Raw genomic sequence first — 19961 nt, 5'->3', positions numbered from 1 at the left:
ACGTCGGCTATATCTCGATGACGGTCGGCACGATCATCGGCTGCCGGCGGTAGGTCTCCCCGACCCACTTGCCCACCACGCGGCGGACCGCCTGAGCGATGCGCGCGACTTCGGTGATGTTGTTCGCGGCAAGGGATTCCAGCTCTTGTTGCACTTTGATCGCGACGGGCTCCAGCGCCTTCGGATCCTCGGAGAACCCGCGCGAGTGCAGATGGGCCTGCGCTGCCGGCTTTCCGGTCCCACGGTCAACGACCACCGTGATCGCGATGAAACCCGATGACAAGACCAGCCGTTCACCCAGTGTGGCATCGCCGACATCACCGGTGACCAAACCGTCGACGAACATCTTTCCGGTCGGTACCGCGCCGGCGATCGAGGCCCGGCCCGCGACCAGGTCGACACTGACGCCGTTCTCCGCCAGCACGATGTTCTCCTCCGGCACCCCTGTGCGCTGCGCCAGTGCGGCATTCGCCCGCATCATTCGCCAGGTGCCGTGCACCGGCATGACATTGCGCGGTCGGACGCCGTTGTAGAGGAACAGCAGTTCGCCCGCGTAGGCGTGGCCGGAGACATGCACGCGGGCATGCGCATTGGTCACGACGCGCGCACCGATCTTGGCCAATGCATCCAGGACCCCGAAGATGGCCTCCTCGTTGCCCGGAATCTGCGAGGACGACATGATGATCAGGTCACCCGCTGTCAGCGTGATGCTGCGGTGCTCGCCGCGCGACATCCGCGACAGCGCGGCCATCGATTCGCCCTGCGTACCGGTGGTGATGAGCACGACGCGCTCGGGCGCCATTATCTCGGCCGCCGCGATGTCGATGATGTCGTCGTTGTCGGCGAGTTTGAGGTAACCGAGTTCCCTGGCGATCCCCATGTTGCGGACCATGGACCGGCCGACGAACGACACCTTGCGGCCGAGCGCGACGGCCGCATCGGTGATCTGTTGCACACGAGCCACATTCGACGCGAAGCAGGCCACGATGACGCGACCCTGAGCACCACGCATCAGCCGGTGCATGGTCGGCCCGATCTCGCTCTCCGACGGTCCGACTCCGGGTATCTCGGAGTTCGTCGAATCGCACAGAAACAGGTCGACCCCGGAATCGCCGAGTCGCGACATGCCTGGCAGGTCGGTGGGCGCGCCGTCGGGCGGGGACTGGTCCAACTTGATGTCGCCGGTGTGCAGCACCGTGCCGGCACCGGTGTGGATGGCGATGGCCAGGCAGCCGGGAATCGAGTGGTTGACCGCGAAGTACTCGCACTCGAAGACACCATGGGTCGAACTCTGACCCTCGCCGACCTCTTCGAACACCGGCTTGATGCGGTGCTCGCGGCATTTCTCCGCGACGAGGGCCAGCGTGAACTTCGAGCCCACCACGGGTATGTCGGGACGCATCTTGAGCAGGAACGGGATCGCGCCGATGTGGTCCTCGTGCGCGTGGGTGAGCACGAGCGCTTCCACGTCGTCGAGTCGGTCCTCGACGAGACGTAGATCCGGAAGGACCAGGTCGACCCCGGGTTCGTCATGGGTCGGGAACAACACGCCGCAGTCGACGATCAGCAGCCGTCCGAGGTGCTCGAAAACGGTCATGTTGCGGCCGATTTCGCTGATGCCGCCCAGCGCGGTGACCCGCAGTCCGCCCGGGGCCAAGGGCCCCGGCGGTTTGAGTTCTTCGTTCACTACCGCAGCACCGCTGCTGCGCGCATGTCCGCGGCCAGCGCTTCGATTTGCTCGGGCGTCGCAGGCACCTGCGGCAACCGCGGGTCGCCGGTCTCGAAGCCCTGCAGCCGCAAACCTTCTTTGGACAACGTGACACCGCCCAGGCGCGCCTGTGCATCGGCGAGCGGGCCGAGTGTCACATTGATCTTGCGCGCGGTCGCGACATCGCCGGAATTGAACGCTGACAACATGTCTCGGAGCTGTCCGGCCGCCAGGTGGCCCCACACGCTGATGAAACCGACAGCACCCATCGCCAGCCACGGCAGGTTGAGCGCGTCGTCACCCGAGTAGTAGGCCAGTCCGGTCTCGGCGATGATCTGAGCGCCCCCGTGCAAATCGCCCTTGGCGTCCTTGATCGCGACGATGTTGGGGTGCTTGGCGAGGGTGCGGATCGTCGACCATTCGATGGGCACCACGGACCGCGGCGGAATGTCGTAGAGCACCACGGGTAGCGGTGTCGAGTCGGCGATCGTGGTGAAGTGCGCGAGCAGGCCGGCCTGCGGCGGTCGCGAGTAGTAGGGCGTCACGACCAGCAGGCCGTGCGCGCCCTCGGCAGCACAGGCCTTGGCGAGGTGGACGCTGTGCGCGGTGTCATAGCTGCCTGCGCCGGTGATGATGCGGGCCCGGTCGCCGACAGCCTCGAGGACCGCCCGCAGCAACGCGACCTTCTCGTCGTCGGTGGTCGTCGGCGATTCGCCGGTGGTGCCGGACAGCACCAGGCCGTCACAGCCGGCGTCGACCAGGTGGGTAGCCAGCCTGGCTGCAGTGCCGGTGTCCAGCGAGCCGTCGGACTTGAACGGCGTAACCATCGCGGTCAACACGGTGCCCAACCGGGCCGTCACGTCGAATCCGCTGGTGCTCACGGGTCCTTAGATTACCCGCTCGACCTCACGCTTCGGCGGACTGGACCGGGCCGGCGGCGTCACGCCTCCGTGGCCAGCGGACTCGTGGCGACCTCGGTGCCGTCAGCCAGCGTGTAGATGTCGAAATCGGAGAACACCTGCGGGGCGGCATCGATGAGTTGTCGCAGGCACGCGATGGCCAGCCGCCGGATCTCCACGTCGGCGTGCTCGCTGGCCCGCATGGCGATGAAGTGGCGCCAGGCGCGGTAGTTGCCGGTGACGACGATGCGCGTCTCGGTGGCGTTCGGCAGGACCGCGCGCGCCGCCTGTCGGGCCTGCTTGCGACGCAGCACGGCCCGTCGTTCGCCGCCCTGATCGCCCATGAACTTCGCTTCGAGCCTGCTCAGCAGCTCGGCATACGTGGCGCGGCTGGCGTCGGCGGCTGCGGTGAAGATCTCGAGTAGCTCGGGGTCGTCCTCGATCCCCGGCGGGATGACCACCTGTGAGTCGTTCTCGGGCACGTAGCGTTGCGACAGTTGCGAGTAGGAGAAGTGCCGGTGTCGGATCAGCTCGTGCGTGCAGGACCGCGAGATGCCGGTGATGTAGAACGACACCGACGCGTGCTCGAGCACCGAGAGATGGCCGACATCGATGATGTGGCGGAGGTATGCCGCGTTGGTCGCGGTTTTCGGGTTCGGCTTCGACCAGCTCTGATAACACGCCCGGCCGGCGAACTCGACCAGCGCAGGACCGCCGTCGGCGTCGGTGTTCCACGGCACGTCCGGGGGTGCCTGGAACTCGGTCCTGGCGATCAGTTGCACGCGCAGCGGCGCGGTCTCGGCCACGGCTCACCCTAACGTTGCGGGAACGCGTTTCGAGCCCCGGCACACAGGGAACAACCCGTTCCCCTTCGGTGTTATCCAGGCACCTGTTCGCAATAGGAGTGATGAATGGCCACTGACTACGACGCACCGCGTGCCAAGGAAACCGACGACACCGTCGACGAATCACTGGAAGATCTCGCCGCTCGGCGGCGCAGTCAGGTCGACGTGGCGGTGCTCGACGTCGATGACGGCGATGCGGTCGATCCCATCGAACTTCCCGACGTCGACCTCTCGGGTGAAGAGTTGACCGTGCGGGTCATCCCCAAGCAGGCTGACGAGTTCACGTGCGCCAGCTGCTTCCTGGTGCAACACCACAGCCGGCTCGCCCTGCAGTCCGGGGACCGGATGGTCTGCGCCGACTGCGTCTGACCGTCACTTCAGCGCCGCAGCGACGCTTCCCACCAGGTCGCCCCGGTCGCCGACGGTGACGTCGGCCAGACCCAGCCACGACGCCATCGAGCGCAATTCACCCGCCAACGCCGCAGCCACGAGGGCCGGCTGCTCACCGGGCTCGACGAAGGCACCGACGACGTGCAGTGCGCCTGCCGCCCGCTCGGCCTTGAGGTCGACACGCCCCACGAGTCGCCCGTCGAGCAGAAACGGCCACACGTAGTACCCGTACTGACGCTTCGGTGCCGGCGTGTAGATCTCGATCCGGTAGTGGAACCCGAACAGTCGCTCGACCCGCGGCCGGAAGAAGATCAGCGGGTCGAACGGGCACAACAGCGCGGTCCCGCGATCGCGCCGCGGCACGATCTGCCCCGCTCGCAGATACGCCGGCGCCGTCCAACCATCGACATCGACCTTCTCCAGCACGCCGTCGGCCACCAACTTCGCGATCGCCGGCTTCACCTGCTGCGCCGCCAATCGGAAATAATCGCGGATGTCGGCCTCGGTGCCCACCCCCAGCGCGGAGGCCGCTCGCAACGTCAGCTCACGAATGGCGTCCTCGTCGTCGATCTCCCGCGCCACCACATCCGGCGGGAGCACCCGCTCCGTCAGGTCGTAATGGCGGGCGAACCCGACGCGGGTGGCCGTCGTCAGCACGCCGGCGGCGAACAGCGCCTCGGTCACCCACTTCGTGTCGCTTCGGTCCCACCACGGACCCTTCCTGCCGCGCTGCTCGGCGCCCAGATGCTCCTCGATCTGCCCCGCGGTCGACGGCCCGAGTTCGGCCACCGCGGCAACGATGTCGTCGGCGAGCTTCGGGTTCTTCTTGACGATGTGCGTGCCCCACCGGCCGTGGGTGTACTCGCGCATCCGCCAACGCAGCAGCGGCCAGTCCTCGACGGCCATCAGCGCGGCCTCGTGCGCCCAGTACTCGACCAGCAGTCGTGGCGACCTCGCGGTGTGGCTCCACGCGGCGCGGTCCAGCACGTCGCGGTCGTATGGTCCGAGCCTGCTGAACACCGGCGCGTAATGCGCCCGCACCGCGACCGATACCGAATCCAGTTGCAAGACCTGAATTCTCGAAATCAGCCGTCGCAGGTGCGCACGGGTGACCGGCCCGGCGGGTCTCGCTTCGGCGAAGCCCTGCGCGGTGACGGCGATGCGGCGCGCCTGCGCAGCCGTCAGCGTGGTCATGCGCGACGGTAGCTGTGATACCGGTAGCGCAGCCCCGAACTACTGGTGAGCCACTCCCCCGTCGCGCCCAGCCACGAATCGTCGAGCACAGGAGCCATCGCGTCGCTGTCCTCGCGCGGCAGGTCGACCTCCACCTCGGTCACCTCGCACCGGGTGGCGACCGCGAGCGCAAGGGCGTAGATCTGCCCACCGCCGATCACCCAGGACTCGTCGTCGGACAACGCGCCGTCCTCGGGTGTGCCCCTCGGGCGAAGAGCATCGTCAAGCGTCGCCACCACGTCAGCACCATCAGCCATGTACTCAGCTTGCCGGGTCACTACGACATTTCTGCGTCCCGGCAGCGGACGCACCTTCGCCGGTAGAGATTCCCAGGTCAGCCGCCCCATCACCACGCTGTGGCCCATGGTGAGCTCCTTGAATCGGGCCTGGTCCTCGGGCAGTCGCCACGGGATGCCGCCGTCGCGACCGATGACACCGGATGTCGACTGGGCCCAGATCAGCCCTACGGTCATTGACACGGTGCGGACCTGCGAGCAGTCCTCACACCGCCACCGGGGCCTTGATCCCCGGGTGCGGGTCATAGTTCACGATCGCGATGTCTTCAAAGGTGTAGTCGAAAATCGAATCCCGAGGCGCCAGAACCAGTTCGGGATAGGGCCGTGGGTCGCGGCTGAGTTGCAACTGAACCTGCTCGACGTGGTTGTCGTAGATGTGGCAGTCGCCGCCGGTCCAGATGAAGTCGCCCACATCGAGTCCGGCCTGAGCGGCCATCATGTGGGTCAACAGGGCATAGCTGGCGATGTTGAACGGCACGCCGAGGAACAGGTCGGCGCTGCGCTGGTACAGCTGACACGACAGCCTGCCCTCGGCGACGTAGAACTGGAAGAACGCGTGGCACGGCGGCAGCGCCATCTGCGGGATTTCGCCGACGTTCCAGGCCGACACGATGTTGCGCCGCGAGTCGGGGTCGGACTTGAGCAGATCCACCGCAGCGCCGATCTGATCGATGTGCTCGCCCGAAGGCGTCGGCCACGACCGCCATTGCACGCCGTAGACCGGACCCAGATCGCCTGTGTCCGAGGCCCACTCGTCCCAGATCGTAACGCCGTGCTCCTGGAGCCAGCGAACGTTCGAGTCACCGCGCAGGAACCACAGCAACTCATAGATCACCGACTTGGTGTGCACCTTCTTGGTCGTGATCAGGGGAAAGCCGGCCGTCAGGTCGTAGCGCATCTGGTGCCCGAAAAGGCTGCGGGTCCCGGTCCCGGTGCGATCCGACTTGGGTGTGCCACGCTCGAGCACCAGACGCAGCAGATCCTCGTACGGCGTGGCAATCGGCACGTCGGTCAGCTTACTTCCACACGGGCCGAGTAGAACGGTAGCCATGCCGAGCATCTCCGCCACCGTCACCACAGCCGACGGCTCCTGCCCCGTCACCCTGCACACTCCCAACGGCAGCGGTCCGTGGACCGCCGTCGTCATGTACGTCGACGCCGGCGGGGTGCGCGACACCTTCCAGGAGATGGCCGCACGGCTGGCCGGTTTCGGCCATGCTGTGCTGCTGCCGGACGTCTATTACCGCCACGGCGACTGGGCGCCATTCGACATGTCGACGGCCTTCACTGACGAGCGGGAACGCAAGCGTCTGTTCGGCATGATCTCCAGCCTCACGCCGGACATGCTGGCCAGTGACGCCACGGCGTTTTTCGACTTCCTGGCCGGCCGGCCAGAAGTCAAAGGCGACGCGTTCGGCGTGTGCGGCTACTGCATGGGGGGACGCGCGTCGGTCTACGTGGCGGGCCGCGTGCCGGACCGGGTTGCGGCTGCGGGGTCCTTCCACGCCAGCGGTCTGGTCACCGACGAGCCCACGAGCCCGCACCTGCTCGCCGAGCAAATCAGGGCGACGGTGTACGTCGCAGGCGCCGAGAACGACCACGGCTTCACCCCCGAGCACGCGGAGACGCTCGACAAAGCGCTGAGCGCGGCGGGCGTCACGCACACCGTCGAGTTCTATCGCGCCGGACACGGCTTCGCCGTGCCCGACAACCCGCCGTACGACGAGGAGGCCGCCGAACGGCACTGGATCGCCCTGCAGGAACTTTTCGAATCCGCGCTTCCCAACTGATCTGTCCGCCACGATTGGCGGATGACCGAACCCAGCGACGTCGGCTTCCGCATCGATCCCGTTCTCGCCCGCAGCTGGCTGCTGGTGAACGGGTCCCAGTACGAGCGGTTCGCACCGGCGGCAAGTTCGCGCGCCGACGTCGTCGTGCTCGACATCGAAGATGCGGTGGCACCCAAGGACAAGGTGGCCGCGCGCGACAACGTGGTCAGGTGGTTGGCCGACGGCAACCACGACTGGGTGCGCGTGAACGGTTTCGGGACGCCGTGGTGGGCCGACGATCTGCAGATGCTGTCGGGCACCGCGGTGGGCGGCGTGATGCTGGCGATGGTGGAGTCGGTCGACCACGTCTCCGAAACGGCCAAACGGCTGCCGAACGTCCCGATCGTCGCACTGGTGGAGACGGCGCGTGGCCTCGAGCGCATCACCGAAATCGCCGCGGCCAAAGGCACATTCCGGCTGGCCTTCGGAATCGGCGATTTCCGCCGCGACACCGGGTTCGGCGACCACCCGACGACGCTGGCGTATGCGCGCTCGCGATTCACCATCGCGGCCAAGGCCGCGCACTTGCCGAGTGCGATCGATGGCCCGACCGTCGGCTCGAGCGCCCTGGTGCTCAGCGAAGCGACCGCGGTATCGGCCGAGTTCGGGATGACCGGCAAGATCTGCCTGACGCCCGAGCAGTGCCCCACCGTGAACGAGGGGCTCTCCCCGTCACTCGACGAAATCGCCTGGGCCAAGGAATTCCTCGATGAGTTCGAGCGTGACGGCGGCGAGATCCGCAACGGGTCCGACCTGCCGCGCATGGCCAGGGCGAACAAGATCCTGGACCTGGCCCGCGCCTACGGCATCGAGGTGTCGGAATTCGACGACGTCGACGATCCGGCGCACATCCCCGCCCCGTCGGACACCTACCACTACTGAGGTGTGGCGTCCCGCCGGCGCAGGAACGTGCTCACCGACCGCAGCAGACCGCGACCCGCGTAGATACCCGCCACCACGCACGCGATGATCATCACGATGAACATCACCAGCCAGTTCGCCCGACTGTGGCTGACGTTCCACCAAACGATCGTGAACAAGATGGCGCAGATGAAAACGACTATGTCGCGCCAGTTTCCGGCGTAGGACACGGCGGCTTCGCGTAGCGCGCGCGTCTTCTCACTCGTCGTGATGAGGGCGTCGATGCGCTGGTTGATGTTTTCTTGCAAACGGGCTTTCAGCTCCGGTGCATCCTCGGGGATACGCTCCAGGAGGTCCATGTCTTTGGCGATCATGCCGCGAATGTCGGGGCCCCGCAGGTTGCCTGCGGCCACACCGAGAAGCGCCCCTCCGGCGATCGGTGCTGCGCCTAAAGCGAGTTCGGCTATTCCGGGCATGTTGACTCCCTCACTGCTGCTTGACCCAATCGGCGACAGCCGGCCATGTCGCCTCGTCGATGAGGTCCGGCGCCCACACCACGTTCTTGAGGACTTCGGCGAAGCGATCGGCCGGACCCGTGTAGTCGAAGACGACGATCACGCCCGGCGCCGCCTTGATGGCCGCCTCGGTGCTCCGACCTTCGTTGATGAAGCCCTCCTTGCCGCCGATCTGCACCGGGACCGTGTACACCTCTTGCCGTCCTCGTTCCGTCACTTTGTGAGAGGAGAACTCGTTGGCCCTGTTCAGTCTCATCGACAATTTGTCGGAGGGTTCGGAGCAGGCGGCCACCGGAACATCGAACGGGCCCTGCCCGCACCCGTCGAATGACAGCTGCGTGTCGTCGATGCGAAGTTGATTGCCCGCCCAGGACAAGGGCATGTCGGCAGGCAGCGTGGACAGGCTCGCCGGGAAGCGGATCGGGATGCGTTCGGCGGGCCTCAGCTGCGTGGCGAGCTCCTGCAGCAAGCCCAACTCGGCCGCCGTCTGGGATCTGCCCTGTGCGGTGGCCCACGCATTCTTGTCGTACTCCCACGCGAGCACGGCGCCAGCCGGCCAGCGGGGCGGGAGGTAGTAGCCCTCTCCGGCGTCGACCGTCACCTCCTGCCCGGTTACCACGGCAGCCGGGTCGTACCCGCCCTGTGCGTACACGGTCAGGCGGGCGGTCGCCGCGGGATGATTGCACCCTCGGCATTTGTTCGGGAACGTGAACGTCTCCTCGGGCGGCTGGAGGTCGAACACCTGTCTGTCATGGGTGATGTGATGGCTCAACACCTTCCAGTCCCAGTCCGGGGCACCGAGACTCATGTACCGCGGATCGATGACGCTTCGGACGGACGGGGCCGCCGCGGCGCTGTGGGGGGCCGACGTCGCAGCCGGTGCATCCGCGGTTTGCGGCGTCCCGCACGCAGCAATGATCGCCAGGGCGCAACCGAGCGCCACAGCATCGAAAAGTCGGTTCGAGGTTCCCGTGGCGGCCATGGCGAGAACGTAACTCAATGACCCGGCGGTTACGTGGTCTCCGGCGAAGCAGTCGATTAGAGATCGCTCATGAGCTGTGCCGCCACCGTGGCACCGAGATTCCAGCACGCCTCCACCCCGGCCTTGTCCGGTTTGCCCGACACCACCACGTAGTCAGCGGCTTTCACCCATCCCAATCCCGTGGTGATGGTGTCGACGCCGCGCTCGGCACCCTCGGTGCCCTCATTGCCGTGCAAGTACAGGCCGAACGGTCGACCCCGCGTCGCGTCCAGACACGGGTAGTAACAGACGTCGAACGCATGCTTGAGGGCGCCGCTCATGTAACCGAGATTGGCTGGCGAGCCGAGCACATATCCGTCGGCGGCCAGCACGTCGGCCGCAGACAGCGAGAGTGCGGGTCGCCGCATCACCTCGACGCCCTCGATCTCGGGATCCGATGCGCCGGCCAGCACGGCCTCGAACATCTCCTGGCAGTGCGGAGATGGGGTGTGGTGCACGATCAGCAGCGTCTTGCTCATCGGCGCTCCTCCAGTTCGACGGCCTTCTTCATCGCCTCACGCGCGCGCGAGCGGTCACCGGCGTAGTCGTATGCCCGCGCGAGGCGATACCAACGTCGCCAGTTGTCGGGGTCGTTCTCCAACTCGTCGCGGACCTTCGCAAACAGTTCGTCAGCGGCGTCGCGCTGAATTCGGCCCGACGGCATTCTCGGCAGCGAGTTCACGTCGAGTTCCATGCCTTCGTCTCGGACTGTCCGCGCGAGCCGCTGATGGGTCAGGCCGGCTCGCAGCGTGCTGACCATCGCCCAGATTCCGATCAGGGGTAGCGCCAGCAGGGCAATGCCCAACCCCACGGCCGCGGGCTCCCCGGTCGTGATGAACGCCATCGCAATTCGGCCGAGCAGGACGAAGTAGACGACCAGCGCGACGCACATGAAGCCGATGAGCAGCTGGATGCGCAGTGAGCGCGCGCCGTCGCTCATTCCAGGTCGAGCAGCGGCTCGATGCCGATGGTGAGGCCGGGGCGTTCGGCGACCCGGCGCACCGCGAGCAGGACTCCGGGCACGAACGACGTGCGGTCGATGCTGTCGTGCCTGATGGTCAGCGTTTCGCCCTGCGTTCCGAACAGCACTTCCTGATGGGCGACGAGCCCGGCCAGCCGGACGGAGTGCACCGGAATGCCGTCGACGTCGGCTCCGCGTGCACCGTCGAGGCTTGTGCTGGTGGCATCGGGGTTGGGCGGCAGTTCCTTTCGCGCGGCCGCTATCAATCGAGCGGTGCGTACCGCGGTGCCCGATGGCGCGTCAGCCTTGTGCGGATGATGAAGTTCGACGACCTCCACCGATTCGAAGAAGCGCGCGGCCCGCTGGGCGAAATGCATCGACAGCACGGCGCCGATCGCGAAGTTCGGCGCGATCAGGACCGCGACGTCGGACCTGGCGTCGAGCCATGTTCTGACTTGGTCGAGACGCTCGTCGGTGAAACCCGTGGTGCCCACGACAGCATGAATCCCGTTGTCGATGAGGAACTTCAGATTGTCCATGACAACGTCGGGATGGGTGAAGTCGATGACCGCCTCGGTCTGCGCCTCGGCCAGCAGGCTCAGTGGATCGCCGGCGTCGACGCCTGCGGTGAAAGTCAGGTCCTCGGCTTCTTCGACGGCGCGCACCATCGTCGCTCCGACCTTGCCTTTGGCCCCCAGCACTCCGACACGCATGGCTGGCAGCCTAGTCGTCTGCACATGACGGCTGAAGTTGCCGGAGAATCGAACTGACATTCGATCCAAGGTTTCGACGGCGGCCCGTCGGGCGCGCCGATAGCGCGCACAGTTAGGCGGAACCGACAGATCTGTCACTGCTGGTGAACTATGTTCGCGATGTGGAACCGCCCCACACCTACGTACGGGACGCATCCGCTTCGGTGGTGCACCACGGGGACTACCTCAACGGCCGCGACGGCTACACGCTCTGCGGGACTGCGCTGGGGAATCCGACCAGGCTAGACCCGGCGGAAACAGACGTCGCGCCATGCTCGGCGTGTGAGGCGAAGCTGGTGGAGTATCACCTCACATGGTGGCGGGATAGAGCCCAGACAGTTACCGCCGAGCTTGACGCGCTGCGCGTGAAGTACCGCGAGATGGCGGATTTGGTCGATGATCACCGTCATCAACCGGCCGCATCGCAGCACAAGGCGGACGTCACGGAAGCCTCGGGCGCCGAGACCAGCGAAGGGGTCGAAGAACCGAAGACCCTCCTGGATCATGCGCGAAGGGAACTATTGGAGCTCTGCCGCCAATGCGACGACGCGGTGCCCTATTGGCGTCTGAAGAACCTCATGCAGGCCTTCAGCGACAAGCTGAGTACCGACGAGCGAGTGCTTCTTGCGCAGGAGATCGGCACAGAGGGATCGCTAATACGCTGGTGTACAACGGAAATAGTCAAGTATGGACACAGTGTCACGAACAACCCCGTGCAAGTGGAATCCGAGGCGACCTGGGACGCCTGGACCCAGGATTCGTACCAGACGCCGAAGAAGACCAAATGGCGATTGGGCCGGTCGCACAACGGCAGTTGAGCTCGCTTCCCGGTCGAACTCGACCCGCACGATAGGTCTGGGTCATCCACCCCGCCGGCTCGAGCCGGCTCGGCGGGCGCAGCCCGTTCGGCGGACAGCGTCAGTCGGGTTGCCTCACAGCGGGGAGGCGCCGCGCAGATGTTCGAAGATCAACGACGTCTGGGTACCGGCCACGTCGGCGTCGGCGTTGAGGTTCTCGACCACGAACGACCGCAGGTCGTCGGTGTCGCGCGCGGCGACATGCAGGATGAAGTCGTCGGCACCGGCGAGGAAGTACACGTCCATCACCTGCGGGCGGTTGCGGATGTGCTGAATGAAGCTGCGGATCTTGCCCCGCGCGTGGGCCTGCAACGTCACCGAGATCATGGCCTGCAAGGTCAGCCCGATGGCCGTCGGATCGATATCGGCGTAGAAGCCCCGGATCACGCCCAACTCCTGGAGTCGTCGCACCCGGCCGTGACACGTCGAGGGCGCGATGCCGACCAGTTCGGCGAGCGCGCTGTTGGGCATCCGGGCGTCGGCGTGCAGCGCCGTGAGAATGCGCCGATCGACCTCGTCGAGCTCAGTCGGCCGAACATTCTTCGACGGCAGCACCGACAAGGCGTCGGAATCGGTCAATCGTTCATTCATAGCCGCAGCGTATCGAAGAATTATCAGATCCATTGCCATATGGGCGCAGAATCTTCAGACTAGATCCAACCGCTACGACTTCGAGGAGCGATCATGCGTGTCGGCATCCCGACCGAGATCAAGAACAACGAATACCGCGTCGCCATCACTCCGGCGGGTGTGGCCGAACTGGTTCACCGGGGCCATGAGGTGATCATCGAGTCTGGAGCGGGCGAGGGTTCCGCCATCTCCGACGCTGATTTCAAGCGCGCCGGCGCTCAACTGATCACCAGCGCCGACCAGGTCTGGGCCGAAGCCGACCTTCTGCTGAAGGTCAAGGAGCCCATCGAAGCCGAGTACGAGCGGATGCGCGCGGGCCAGACCCTGTTCACGTATCTGCACCTGGCCGCGTCGAAGCCCTGCACCGACGCACTGATGGCGTCGGGCACCACCTCCATCGCCTACGAGACCGTGCAGACCGCCGACGGCGCCCTGCCGCTGCTCGCTCCGATGAGCGAGGTCGCGGGACGACTCTCCGCGCAGGTCGGCGCCTACCACCTGATGCGCAGCCACGGCGGCCGCGGCGTCCTGATGGGCGGTGTGCCCGGTGTCGCGCCGGCTGAGGTCGTCGTCATCGGTGGTGGCGTCTCCGGCTACAACGCCGCGCGGGTGGCGGCCGGAATGGGCGCCCATGTCACGGTTTTCGACGTCAACATCAACAAGCTGCGCGAGGTCGACGCCGAGTTCGGCGGCCGTATCGAGACCCGCTACTCGTCCATCCTCGAACTCGAGGACGCAGTCAAGCGGGCCGACCTGGTCATCGGCGCCGTGCTGGTCCCCGGCGCCAGGGCGCCGAAGCTGGTCACCAATTCCACCGTCGCCGGGATGAAGTCCGGCGCAGTACTCGTCGACATCGCGATCGACCAGGGCGGTTGCTTCGAGGATTCGCGGCCCACCACCCACGACGACCCCACATTCGCGGTCCACGACACGGTGTTCTACTGCGTGGCGAACATGCCGGGCGCAGTTCCGCGCACCTCGACGTTCGCATTGACCAACGCGACCATGCCATACGTCCTGCGGCTGGCCGACAAGGGCTGGAAAGCCGCCTGCAAGGCCGATCCCGCGCTGGCCAGGGGCTTGTCGACGCATGACGGAGCGCTGCTGTCCGAGCAGGTCGCCACGGACCTCGACCTGCCCTTCACCGACCCGGCAGACCTGCTGGTCTAAGACTCGTCGACCCATTCGCCGTCACCCCTGGCGTGGGGGCTCAAAACGTAGGGTTTCACCCGATTCCTCGCGCCCGCCGCGTGCCATACCTTTAGTTCCAGCGGCTGGCGCTCTAGGGCGTGGGGGGACAGCCGCGCAACCAGGAGCCCCCGGCCGCGAGGGGTGGCCGGGCGGCCTGGTCGAACGTTCTCGTCACGACGTGAGCGTCGAAATGACCAGCTCAGCCACCTGACCGATCACCGGGCGCAGATTTTGGGCCTTCGGGTCGTTGGTGGCCGACCGCGTCATCACCGCGATCAGCAGTCGCTCCCCCGCCGGGCCGTAGGCGATGCCGACGTCGTTGGTGCTTCCGTAATCACCGGTACCGGTCTTGTCGGCGCTGGTCCACCCGGGCGGAAAGCCGGCCCGCATGCTCGACGTCTGATTGGCGCGCATCCAGTCGTCGAGCAGTCTGCGCTGCGGCGGCGCCAGCGCATCGCCGATCAGTAGCGCACGGTAGCCGGTGGCGATCGCCTCGGGTGCCGAGGTGTCGCGCGGATCGCCCGGCACCGCCGAGTTCAGCTCGGTCTCCCAGCGGTCCAGACGCGACCGGTCGTCACCGATGCTCCGGGCGAACTCGGTGATCGCCTGCGGCCCACCGATCCGCTGTAGCAACATGTTTCCTGCCAGATTGTCGCTGCGCTGCAGCACGGCCTGGCACAGTTCGGCGAGCGTCATCTCCCGTCCGGCCCGATCCTGCGTGACGGGTGAGTTGATGAGGATGGCCGCCGGATCGACGAACATTCTGTCTTCGAGCGAGAGCTCACCGCGTTCGGCCATCTGCAGCACCCGCGCCGCCGCGTACGTCTTGAACGTAGACAACATCGAGAACGAGTCCTGCGCCCGGTGCGCCACGGTCCTGCCTGAGTCGAGATTGACGGCGTACACCCCGATCAGCGCGTTGTGCTCCTGCTCCAATCCCGCGAGCCGGACCTCGACGGTGAGCACGGGTGGCGGCGTGGCCACTGCAACGCTCGGGGAGCCTGCGACCATTGCCGCAAGCGCCATACTGCCGATCAGGACTCCACGTCTGGTCAGTCGATGCATTGCCACAGGATACCGATCAGTCCGAAACGGCCCGAAGTGGCTGCGGCAGCTACTTTTTCGATCGTTGCGCGTAGAGTGGCCCCATGCTCGATCTCGCCGAAATCCTCCCTGACGCCCCCACTGCCGCTGCCGACGTCCTGGCGCTGTACGACTCACTGCCGGCCGTCGAACCGGACGCCATGATCGGCATCTGGCATGGCGCCGAGATGCCCACCGGACATCCCCTGGACGGGATGCTCGCCGCCAGCGGATGGTGGGGTAAGGCCTTCCTGGACAGCGAGACGGTTCACCCGCTGCTGTTCCGCACCGGCGACGGCTCCGCACTGTGGGCGCTCAACCCCGCTTTGGCCTCCGGTGGTCTCGGACTCGCCACCAAGCTCCCCCTGCTGAAGCGGCAGGACTTCTCGAAAATCATCGCCGGCCTGGAGCCTGCCTTGCGCGCGCGCAGCGCCAAAGCCCGGCTACGCACCACGCGTTACCGCGGCGTGGACAGCGCCACGATGATCTACGACCAGCTGCCGATCAACGATGTGTTCCGTCGACTGGACGGTGACACCGTGCTCGGCGCGATGGATCTGCGCGGGATCAAAGCCCCATACTTCTTTGTGCTGCAGCGCAACGACTCACTGCCGCTGCGATAGCTTCGACGGCACCGTCGGCTTTCGTCAGCTCGGTATGGCCCGAAGTGGCTGTGGCAGCGACTTCTTCGATCGCTGCGGGCCGAGCACCGCGGCACCGTAGGGCTTGGTGAGCAGTCTGCGCGCGACGGCGTTCACCTCGTCGAGGGTGACCGCATCGATCTTCGACAGCGTCTGCTCGATGGTGCGATGCTCGCCGTAGTTCAGTTCGCTGCGGCCGATGCGGTTCATCCGTGAACCCGAGTCTTCGAGACCGAGCACCAACCCGCCGCGCATCGAGCCCTTGGCGATCCGGCACTCTGCCTCGGTGATGCCGTCGCGCGCGACGTCGGCCAGCACATCGCTGGTCACCCGAACGACCTCGTCGAACCGTTCCGGCTGACACGCGGCATAGAACGACAGCGAGCCGCTGTCTGAGAACGTGTCCACAGTCGAGTACACCGAGTACGCCAGGCCGCGTGTCTCCCTGATCTCTTGGAAGAGACGCGAACTCAAGCCGCCGCCCAGTGCCGTGTTGAGCACCGACAACGCCCACCGGTGCTCCCAGTGACGGCCGGGTGTTCGGACGCCCATGAACAGGTGCGTCTGTTCGGCGTCGCGGTGCACCAACTGCAGCGTCGGCTTGCCGCCGACCCGACCGGTGCCCTTCCGGGGCGGCAACGGCTTGCGACCGCGAACAAGATGCGGTCCGAAATGCTCGCGCACCAAGCTGACCACCTGGTCGTGGTCGACATTTCCGGCGACCGCCACGACCATGCGCTCGGGCGTGTAGCGCCGAACATGGAACGAATGCAGTTGCGCGCGCGTCATTTCCGAGATGGACTGGACGCTGCCGATCACCGGACGGCCGACCGGGTGGGCACCGAACATCGCTGCCAGGAATATGTCACCGAGTGTGTCCTCGGGATCGTCGTCGCGCATGGCGATCTCTTCGAGCACCACGTCGCGTTCGATCTCGACATCGTGTGCGGCGCACCGCCCGCGCAACACCACGTCGGCCACCAGGTCGACGGCCAACTCCAAATCGGTGCTGAGCACATGGGCGTAGTAGCAGGTGTGTTCCCTGGCCGTGAACGCGTTGAGTTCACCGCCGACGGCATCGACGGCCTGGGCGATGTCGACCGCGGTGCGCGTCGGCGTCGACTTGAACAGCAGGTGCTCGAGGAAGTGCGCCGCGCCGGCCACGCTCGGCCCCTCGTCCCGGGAGCCGACGTCGACCCACACGCCGACCGACGCCGAATGCACCGACGGGATGTACTCGGTGACGACACGCAGACCGCCCGGCAGCACCGTGCGCCGTACAGCAACCGAGGATTCACCGCCGCCGATGCCGCGGCGCAGCGGCCTAGCTGCTGGCCGCTGCGGCATCTGCCGGTGCTGGCTCGCTGGTCGAACCGTCCTCCGCCCCGTCCTCGGCGACCAGGATCAGCGAGATCTTGCCGCGGTTGTCGATGTCGGCGATCTCGACGCGCAGCTTGTCGCCGACCGTGACCACGTCTTCGACCTTCGCGATGCGCTTGCCCCGGCCCAGCTTGGAGATGTGCACCAGGCCGTCGCGTCCCGGCAGCAGCGACACGAACGCGCCGAAATCGGTTGTCTTGACGACGGTTCCGAGGAACCGCTCACCGATCTTGGGCAGCTGCGGATTGGCGATCGCGTTGATCTTGTCGATCGCGGCCTGCGCCGCTTCGCCGTTGGAGGCGCCGACGAAGACCGTGCCGTCGTCCTCGATGGAGATCGACGCGCCGGTCTCCTCAGTGATCGAGTTGATCATCTTGCCCTTCGGCCCGATCACCTCGCCGATCTTGTCGACCGGCACCTTGATCGTGGTGATGCGCGGCGCGTACGGGCTCATCTCGTCGGGCTCGTCGATGGCCTCGGCCATCACCTCGAGGATGGTGATTCGGGCGTCTTTGGCCTGGGCCAGCGCTCCTGCGAGCACCTGCGACGGGATGCCGTCGAGCTTGGTGTCCAGCTGCAGCGCGGTGACGAAGTCCTTGGTGCCTGCGCACTTGAAGTCCATGTCACCGAAGGCGTCCTCGGCGCCGAGGATGTCGGTCAGCGTGACGAAGCGTCTTTCGACGCCACCACCCTCTACTTCCACGTCGTCGGAGACCAGCCCCATCGCGATACCCGCGACCGGAGCCTTGAGCGGCACACCGGCATTGAGCAGCGACAGGGTCGACGCACACACCGAGCCCATCGACGTCGAGCCGTTGGAGCTCAGCGCCTCCGAGACCTGGCGGATGGCGTACGGGAACTCCTCGACGGACGGCAGCACGGGCATCAGAGCCCGCTCGGCCAGGGCGCCGTGGCCGATCTCGCGGCGCTTGGGAGACCCGACGCGACCGGTCTCACCGGTCGAATACGGCGGGAAGTTGTAGTGGTGCATGTAGCGCTTGCTGGTCTCGGGGCCCAGCGAGTCGATCTGCTGCGCCATCTTGACCATGTCCAGCGTGGTGACGCCCATGATCTGCGTTTCGCCACGCTCGAAGATCGCGCTGCCGTGCGCCCGCGGAATGACGGCGACTTCGGCGCTCAGGGCGCGGATATCGGTGATGCCACGGCCGTCGATGCGGAAGTGGTCGGTCAGGATGCGTTGCCGGACAAGCTTCTTGGTCAGCGAGCGAAACGCAGCGCTGACCTCCTTCTCGCGGCCCGCGTACTGGTCGGCCAACCGTTGGAGCACCTCGACCTTGATTTCATCGGTGCGGTCGTTGCGCTCCTGCTTGCCGGCGATGCTCAGCGCCTCCGACAGCGCGTCGGTGGCCACCGACGCCACGGCGTAGTAGACGTCCTCGGCGTAGTCGGGGAACACCGGATAGTCGGCGGTGGGCTTGGCGGCGCGGCTAGCCAGTTCCTGCTGGGCGTCGACCAGCGCGGCGATGAACGGCTTGGCGGCCTCGAGGCCCTCGGCCACGATGGCTTCGGTCGGCGCCTGCGCTCCGCCGCCGACCAGCTCGATGACGTTGTCGGTGGCTTCGGCCTCGACCATCATGATCGCGACGTCATTTGTGCCCGCGGTCTCTGCTTTACGCCCCGCCACGACCATGTCGAACACGGCCCGCTCGAGCTGCTCGACGGTCGGGAACGCCACCCACTGGCCGTCGATCAGCGCGACGCGCACGCCACCGACGGGACCGTTGAACGGCAGTCCGGAGATCTGCGTGGACGCCGACGCGGCGTTGATGGCCAACACGTCGTAGAGGTCTTTGGGATCGAGGCTCAAAATCGTCACGACGACCTGGACCTCGTTGCGCAGGCCGGAGATGAACGTCGGCCGCAGCGGACGGTCGATCAGGCGGCAGGTCAGGATCGCGTCGGTCGACGGGCGACCTTCACGACGGAAGAACGAGCCGGGAATCCGCCCGGCGGCGTACATCCGCTCCTCGACGTCGATGGTGAGCGGGAAGAAGTCGAAGTGGTCCTTCGGCGTCTTGCCGGCCGTCGTCGCGGACAGCAGCATGGTCTCGTCGTCGAGGTAAGCGACGACGGCTCCGGCGGCCTGCTGGGCCAGCCGGCCGGTCTCGAAACGGATGGTGCGGGTGCCAAAGCTCCCGTTGTCGATGGTTGCGGTGGCTTCGTACACACCGTCTTCGATTTCAACTACAGACATGGACGTCCGTATGGCCTCTCTGGGTTCATTGTTCAGCTGTTTCGCGTCGTCACAGCGTTCGAACCACCGGCCTGGATGCGGCTACGGCCATCGATCGAAGCTGTCGGGAGTTCAGCACCCGGCAGCCACTACCGAAGACCGCGCGATCAGGCACGTCTGTGATCCGTCACAGTCGATATGACACGCGGGAACGATGCTCGCGGAGCTGCGAGAACCGCACCTGTTGTTCGCACGGCTGGCGAACGTTCCTATCCTACAACTCAGCAGGTACAGGACCGAAATTGCCGACGCGACGCCGGCCCGCTCAGCGACGCAGGCCGAGACGGTCGATCAGCGAGCGGTAGCGCTGCACGTCGACCTGCGCGACGTACTTCAGCAGCCGACGGCGGCGACCGACGAGCAGCAGCAGCCCGCGCCGCGAGTGGTGATCGTGCTTGTGCTGCTTGAGGTGCTCGGTCAGGTCGGAGATGCGCTTGGTCAGCAACGCGACCTGGGCCTCCGGCGAGCCGGTGTCGGTGTCATGCAGGCCGTACTGGCCAAGGATGTCTTTTTTCTGCTCGGCGGTGAGCGCCACGAATCAACTCCATCTTTTCAGTCCGCGAACTTGGGGGCCGTGAGGCCGAACGAGCGTGGCCGCCGCGAACTGCAGCACAC

At 66.3% G+C, this 19961-nt stretch carries 22 protein-coding genes; 6 read left to right on the top strand and 16 right to left on the bottom strand.

All coding sequences use genetic code 11. The annotated features are described in order from the left end of the window. Nucleotides 1-7: 7 nt before the first annotated feature. The 3 genes from N4S67_RS13645 to thyX are packed head-to-tail and all read right to left on the bottom strand — an operon-like array spanning nucleotide 8 to nucleotide 3413. Entirely contained in the window at nucleotides 8-1687 is a 1680-nt protein-coding gene (locus N4S67_RS13645) for a ribonuclease J (protein ID WP_260993507.1), read from the bottom strand. Next, nucleotides 1687-2589: a 4-hydroxy-tetrahydrodipicolinate synthase gene (gene dapA / locus N4S67_RS13640; protein WP_260993506.1), complete on the bottom strand. Its 903-nt coding sequence runs from the start codon at nucleotides 2587-2589 to the stop codon at nucleotides 1687-1689. The genes N4S67_RS13645 and dapA overlap by 1 nt, the downstream gene beginning before the upstream one ends. Before the next feature lie 59 nt (nucleotides 2590-2648). Then, nucleotides 2649-3413 carry an FAD-dependent thymidylate synthase gene (gene thyX, locus N4S67_RS13635; protein ID WP_260993505.1) on the bottom strand — a complete coding sequence of 255 codons (765 nt, stop codon included), beginning with the start codon at nucleotides 3411-3413 and terminating at the stop codon, nucleotides 2649-2651. Between the two features lie 105 nt (nucleotides 3414-3518). Here thyX and N4S67_RS13630 point away from each other — a divergent pair, with 105 nt between their 5' ends. Beyond that, nucleotides 3519-3821 carry a DUF4193 domain-containing protein gene (locus tag N4S67_RS13630; protein ID WP_260993504.1) on the top strand — a complete coding sequence of 101 codons (303 nt, stop codon included), beginning with the start codon at nucleotides 3519-3521 and terminating at the stop codon, nucleotides 3819-3821. A 3-nt stretch (nucleotides 3822-3824) separates the two neighbouring features. Here N4S67_RS13630 and N4S67_RS13625 read toward each other — a convergent pair whose 3' ends face one another. The 3 genes from N4S67_RS13625 to N4S67_RS13615 are packed head-to-tail and all read right to left on the bottom strand — an operon-like array spanning nucleotide 3825 to nucleotide 6377. After that, a complete protein-coding gene (locus N4S67_RS13625) occupies nucleotides 3825-5036 on the bottom strand; it encodes a winged helix-turn-helix domain-containing protein (RefSeq protein ID WP_260993503.1) in 1212 nt (403 codons plus the stop codon). Continuing rightward, nucleotides 5033-5548 carry a dihydrofolate reductase gene (locus N4S67_RS13620; protein ID WP_260994035.1) on the bottom strand — a complete coding sequence of 172 codons (516 nt, stop codon included), beginning with the start codon at nucleotides 5546-5548 and terminating at the stop codon, nucleotides 5033-5035. The genes N4S67_RS13625 and N4S67_RS13620 overlap by 4 nt, the downstream gene beginning before the upstream one ends. A gap of 28 nt (nucleotides 5549-5576) precedes the next feature. Beyond that, nucleotides 5577-6377 carry a thymidylate synthase gene (locus tag N4S67_RS13615; protein ID WP_260994034.1) on the bottom strand — a complete coding sequence of 267 codons (801 nt, stop codon included), beginning with the start codon at nucleotides 6375-6377 and terminating at the stop codon, nucleotides 5577-5579. A gap of 43 nt (nucleotides 6378-6420) precedes the next feature. Between N4S67_RS13615 and N4S67_RS13610 the strand changes: the two genes are divergently transcribed. Both N4S67_RS13610 and N4S67_RS13605 read left to right on the top strand, forming a co-directional pair. Continuing rightward, nucleotides 6421-7161, top strand: a complete 741-nt coding sequence (locus N4S67_RS13610; RefSeq protein WP_260993502.1) for a dienelactone hydrolase family protein — start codon at nucleotides 6421-6423, stop codon at nucleotides 7159-7161. Nucleotides 7162-7182: 21 nt separating this feature from the next. Then, on the top strand, nucleotides 7183-8082 hold the full coding sequence (locus N4S67_RS13605) for an HpcH/HpaI aldolase/citrate lyase family protein (RefSeq protein ID WP_260993501.1): 900 nt from the start codon (nucleotides 7183-7185) through the stop codon (nucleotides 8080-8082). Here the strand turns inward: N4S67_RS13605 and N4S67_RS13600 are convergent. Genes N4S67_RS13600 through dapB form a run of 5 tightly spaced genes read right to left on the bottom strand, consistent with a single transcriptional unit; the run spans nucleotide 8076 to nucleotide 11271 of the window. Continuing rightward, nucleotides 8076-8537 carry a hypothetical protein gene (locus N4S67_RS13600; protein WP_260993500.1) on the bottom strand — a complete coding sequence of 154 codons (462 nt, stop codon included), beginning with the start codon at nucleotides 8535-8537 and terminating at the stop codon, nucleotides 8076-8078. The genes N4S67_RS13605 and N4S67_RS13600 overlap by 7 nt on opposite strands. A gap of 10 nt (nucleotides 8538-8547) precedes the next feature. Next, nucleotides 8548-9558 carry a hypothetical protein gene (locus N4S67_RS13595; protein WP_260993499.1) on the bottom strand — a complete coding sequence of 337 codons (1011 nt, stop codon included), beginning with the start codon at nucleotides 9556-9558 and terminating at the stop codon, nucleotides 8548-8550. Nucleotides 9559-9614: 56 nt separating this feature from the next. Next, the gene (locus N4S67_RS13590) at nucleotides 9615-10076 is read right to left on the bottom strand and encodes a flavodoxin family protein (protein WP_260993498.1); all 462 of its coding nucleotides are present in this window, start codon (nucleotides 10074-10076) and stop codon (nucleotides 9615-9617) included. Then, entirely contained in the window at nucleotides 10073-10537 is a 465-nt protein-coding gene (locus tag N4S67_RS13585) for a tetratricopeptide repeat protein (RefSeq protein ID WP_260993497.1), read from the bottom strand. The genes N4S67_RS13590 and N4S67_RS13585 overlap by 4 nt, the downstream gene beginning before the upstream one ends. After that, complete coding sequence (dapB, locus tag N4S67_RS13580) at nucleotides 10534-11271, bottom strand: 4-hydroxy-tetrahydrodipicolinate reductase (protein ID WP_260993496.1); 738 nt, start codon at nucleotides 11269-11271, stop codon at nucleotides 10534-10536. Before dapB ends, N4S67_RS13585 begins: the two co-directional genes overlap by 4 nt. Before the next feature lie 161 nt (nucleotides 11272-11432). Here dapB and N4S67_RS13575 point away from each other — a divergent pair, with 161 nt between their 5' ends. Next, nucleotides 11433-12128, top strand: coding sequence for a hypothetical protein (locus N4S67_RS13575; RefSeq protein WP_260993495.1), 696 nt, complete (start codon nucleotides 11433-11435; stop codon nucleotides 12126-12128). Between the two features lie 114 nt (nucleotides 12129-12242). Here the strand turns inward: N4S67_RS13575 and N4S67_RS13570 are convergent, their stop codons facing one another. Continuing rightward, nucleotides 12243-12758: an Lrp/AsnC family transcriptional regulator gene (locus N4S67_RS13570; protein WP_260993494.1), complete on the bottom strand. Its 516-nt coding sequence runs from the start codon at nucleotides 12756-12758 to the stop codon at nucleotides 12243-12245. A gap of 93 nt (nucleotides 12759-12851) precedes the next feature. Here N4S67_RS13570 and ald point away from each other — a divergent pair, with 93 nt between their 5' ends. Next, a complete protein-coding gene (ald, locus tag N4S67_RS13565) occupies nucleotides 12852-13967 on the top strand; it encodes an alanine dehydrogenase (protein ID WP_260993493.1) in 1116 nt (371 codons plus the stop codon). A gap of 192 nt (nucleotides 13968-14159) precedes the next feature. Here ald and bla read toward each other — a convergent pair whose 3' ends face one another. Continuing rightward, complete coding sequence (gene bla / locus N4S67_RS13560; protein WP_260993492.1) at nucleotides 14160-15053, bottom strand: class A beta-lactamase; 894 nt, start codon at nucleotides 15051-15053, stop codon at nucleotides 14160-14162. An 83-nt stretch (nucleotides 15054-15136) separates the two neighbouring features. Here bla and N4S67_RS13555 point away from each other — a divergent pair, with 83 nt between their 5' ends. Beyond that, nucleotides 15137-15694, top strand: coding sequence for a DUF4334 domain-containing protein (locus N4S67_RS13555; protein ID WP_260993491.1), 558 nt, complete (start codon nucleotides 15137-15139; stop codon nucleotides 15692-15694). Nucleotides 15695-15718: 24 nt separating this feature from the next. On the opposite strand, the gene N4S67_RS13550 is transcribed toward N4S67_RS13555, so the two are convergent. From N4S67_RS13550 to rpsO, 3 genes are all read right to left on the bottom strand, one after another. Continuing rightward, complete coding sequence (locus tag N4S67_RS13550) at nucleotides 15719-17059, bottom strand: M16 family metallopeptidase (RefSeq protein ID WP_260993490.1); 1341 nt, start codon at nucleotides 17057-17059, stop codon at nucleotides 15719-15721. Then, complete coding sequence (locus tag N4S67_RS13545; protein WP_260993489.1) at nucleotides 17037-19307, bottom strand: polyribonucleotide nucleotidyltransferase; 2271 nt, start codon at nucleotides 19305-19307, stop codon at nucleotides 17037-17039. The genes N4S67_RS13550 and N4S67_RS13545 overlap by 23 nt, the downstream gene beginning before the upstream one ends. 304 nt (nucleotides 19308-19611) lie before the next feature. After that, nucleotides 19612-19881, bottom strand: a complete 270-nt coding sequence (rpsO, locus tag N4S67_RS13540) for a 30S ribosomal protein S15 (RefSeq protein ID WP_260993488.1) — start codon at nucleotides 19879-19881, stop codon at nucleotides 19612-19614. Nucleotides 19882-19961: the final 80 nt, after the last annotated feature.

This window comes from Mycobacterium deserti, from assembly GCF_025345615.1.
GTDB lineage: Bacteria > Actinomycetota > Actinomycetes > Mycobacteriales > Mycobacteriaceae > Mycobacterium > Mycobacterium deserti.
This window is presented reverse-complemented; position numbering and strand designations above follow the sequence as displayed.

What these genes read in the sequence shown, in the direction of transcription:
- N4S67_RS13620 (WP_260994035.1), bottom strand. Translation starts at nt 5,548, where the DNA reads ATGACCGTAGGGCTGATCTGGGCCCAGTCGACATCCGGTGTCATCGGT.
- N4S67_RS13600 (WP_260993500.1), bottom strand. Translation starts at nt 8,537, where the DNA reads ATGCCCGGAATAGCCGAACTCGCTTTAGGCGCAGCACCGATCGCCGGA.
- N4S67_RS13570 (WP_260993494.1), bottom strand. Translation starts at nt 12,758, where the DNA reads ATGAATGAACGATTGACCGATTCCGACGCCTTGTCGGTGCTGCCGTCG.
- N4S67_RS13555 (WP_260993491.1), top strand. Translation starts at nt 15,137, where the DNA reads ATGCTCGATCTCGCCGAAATCCTCCCTGACGCCCCCACTGCCGCTGCC.
- N4S67_RS13585 (WP_260993497.1), bottom strand. Translation starts at nt 10,537, where the DNA reads ATGAGCGACGGCGCGCGCTCACTGCGCATCCAGCTGCTCATCGGCTTC.
- dapB (WP_260993496.1), bottom strand. Translation starts at nt 11,271, where the DNA reads ATGCGTGTCGGAGTGCTGGGGGCCAAAGGCAAGGTCGGAGCGACGATG.
- N4S67_RS13610 (WP_260993502.1), top strand. Translation starts at nt 6,421, where the DNA reads ATGCCGAGCATCTCCGCCACCGTCACCACAGCCGACGGCTCCTGCCCC.
- N4S67_RS13625 (WP_260993503.1), bottom strand. Translation starts at nt 5,036, where the DNA reads ATGACCACGCTGACGGCTGCGCAGGCGCGCCGCATCGCCGTCACCGCG.
- bla (WP_260993492.1), bottom strand. Translation starts at nt 15,053, where the DNA reads ATGCATCGACTGACCAGACGTGGAGTCCTGATCGGCAGTATGGCGCTT.
- N4S67_RS13630 (WP_260993504.1), top strand. Translation starts at nt 3,519, where the DNA reads ATGGCCACTGACTACGACGCACCGCGTGCCAAGGAAACCGACGACACC.
- N4S67_RS13605 (WP_260993501.1), top strand. Translation starts at nt 7,183, where the DNA reads ATGACCGAACCCAGCGACGTCGGCTTCCGCATCGATCCCGTTCTCGCC.
- N4S67_RS13545 (WP_260993489.1), bottom strand. Translation starts at nt 19,307, where the DNA reads ATGTCTGTAGTTGAAATCGAAGACGGTGTGTACGAAGCCACCGCAACC.
- N4S67_RS13590 (WP_260993498.1), bottom strand. Translation starts at nt 10,076, where the DNA reads ATGAGCAAGACGCTGCTGATCGTGCACCACACCCCATCTCCGCACTGC.
- ald (WP_260993493.1), top strand. Translation starts at nt 12,852, where the DNA reads ATGCGTGTCGGCATCCCGACCGAGATCAAGAACAACGAATACCGCGTC.
- N4S67_RS13550 (WP_260993490.1), bottom strand. Translation starts at nt 17,059, where the DNA reads ATGCCGCAGCGGCCAGCAGCTAGGCCGCTGCGCCGCGGCATCGGCGGC.
- N4S67_RS13595 (WP_260993499.1), bottom strand. Translation starts at nt 9,558, where the DNA reads ATGGCCGCCACGGGAACCTCGAACCGACTTTTCGATGCTGTGGCGCTC.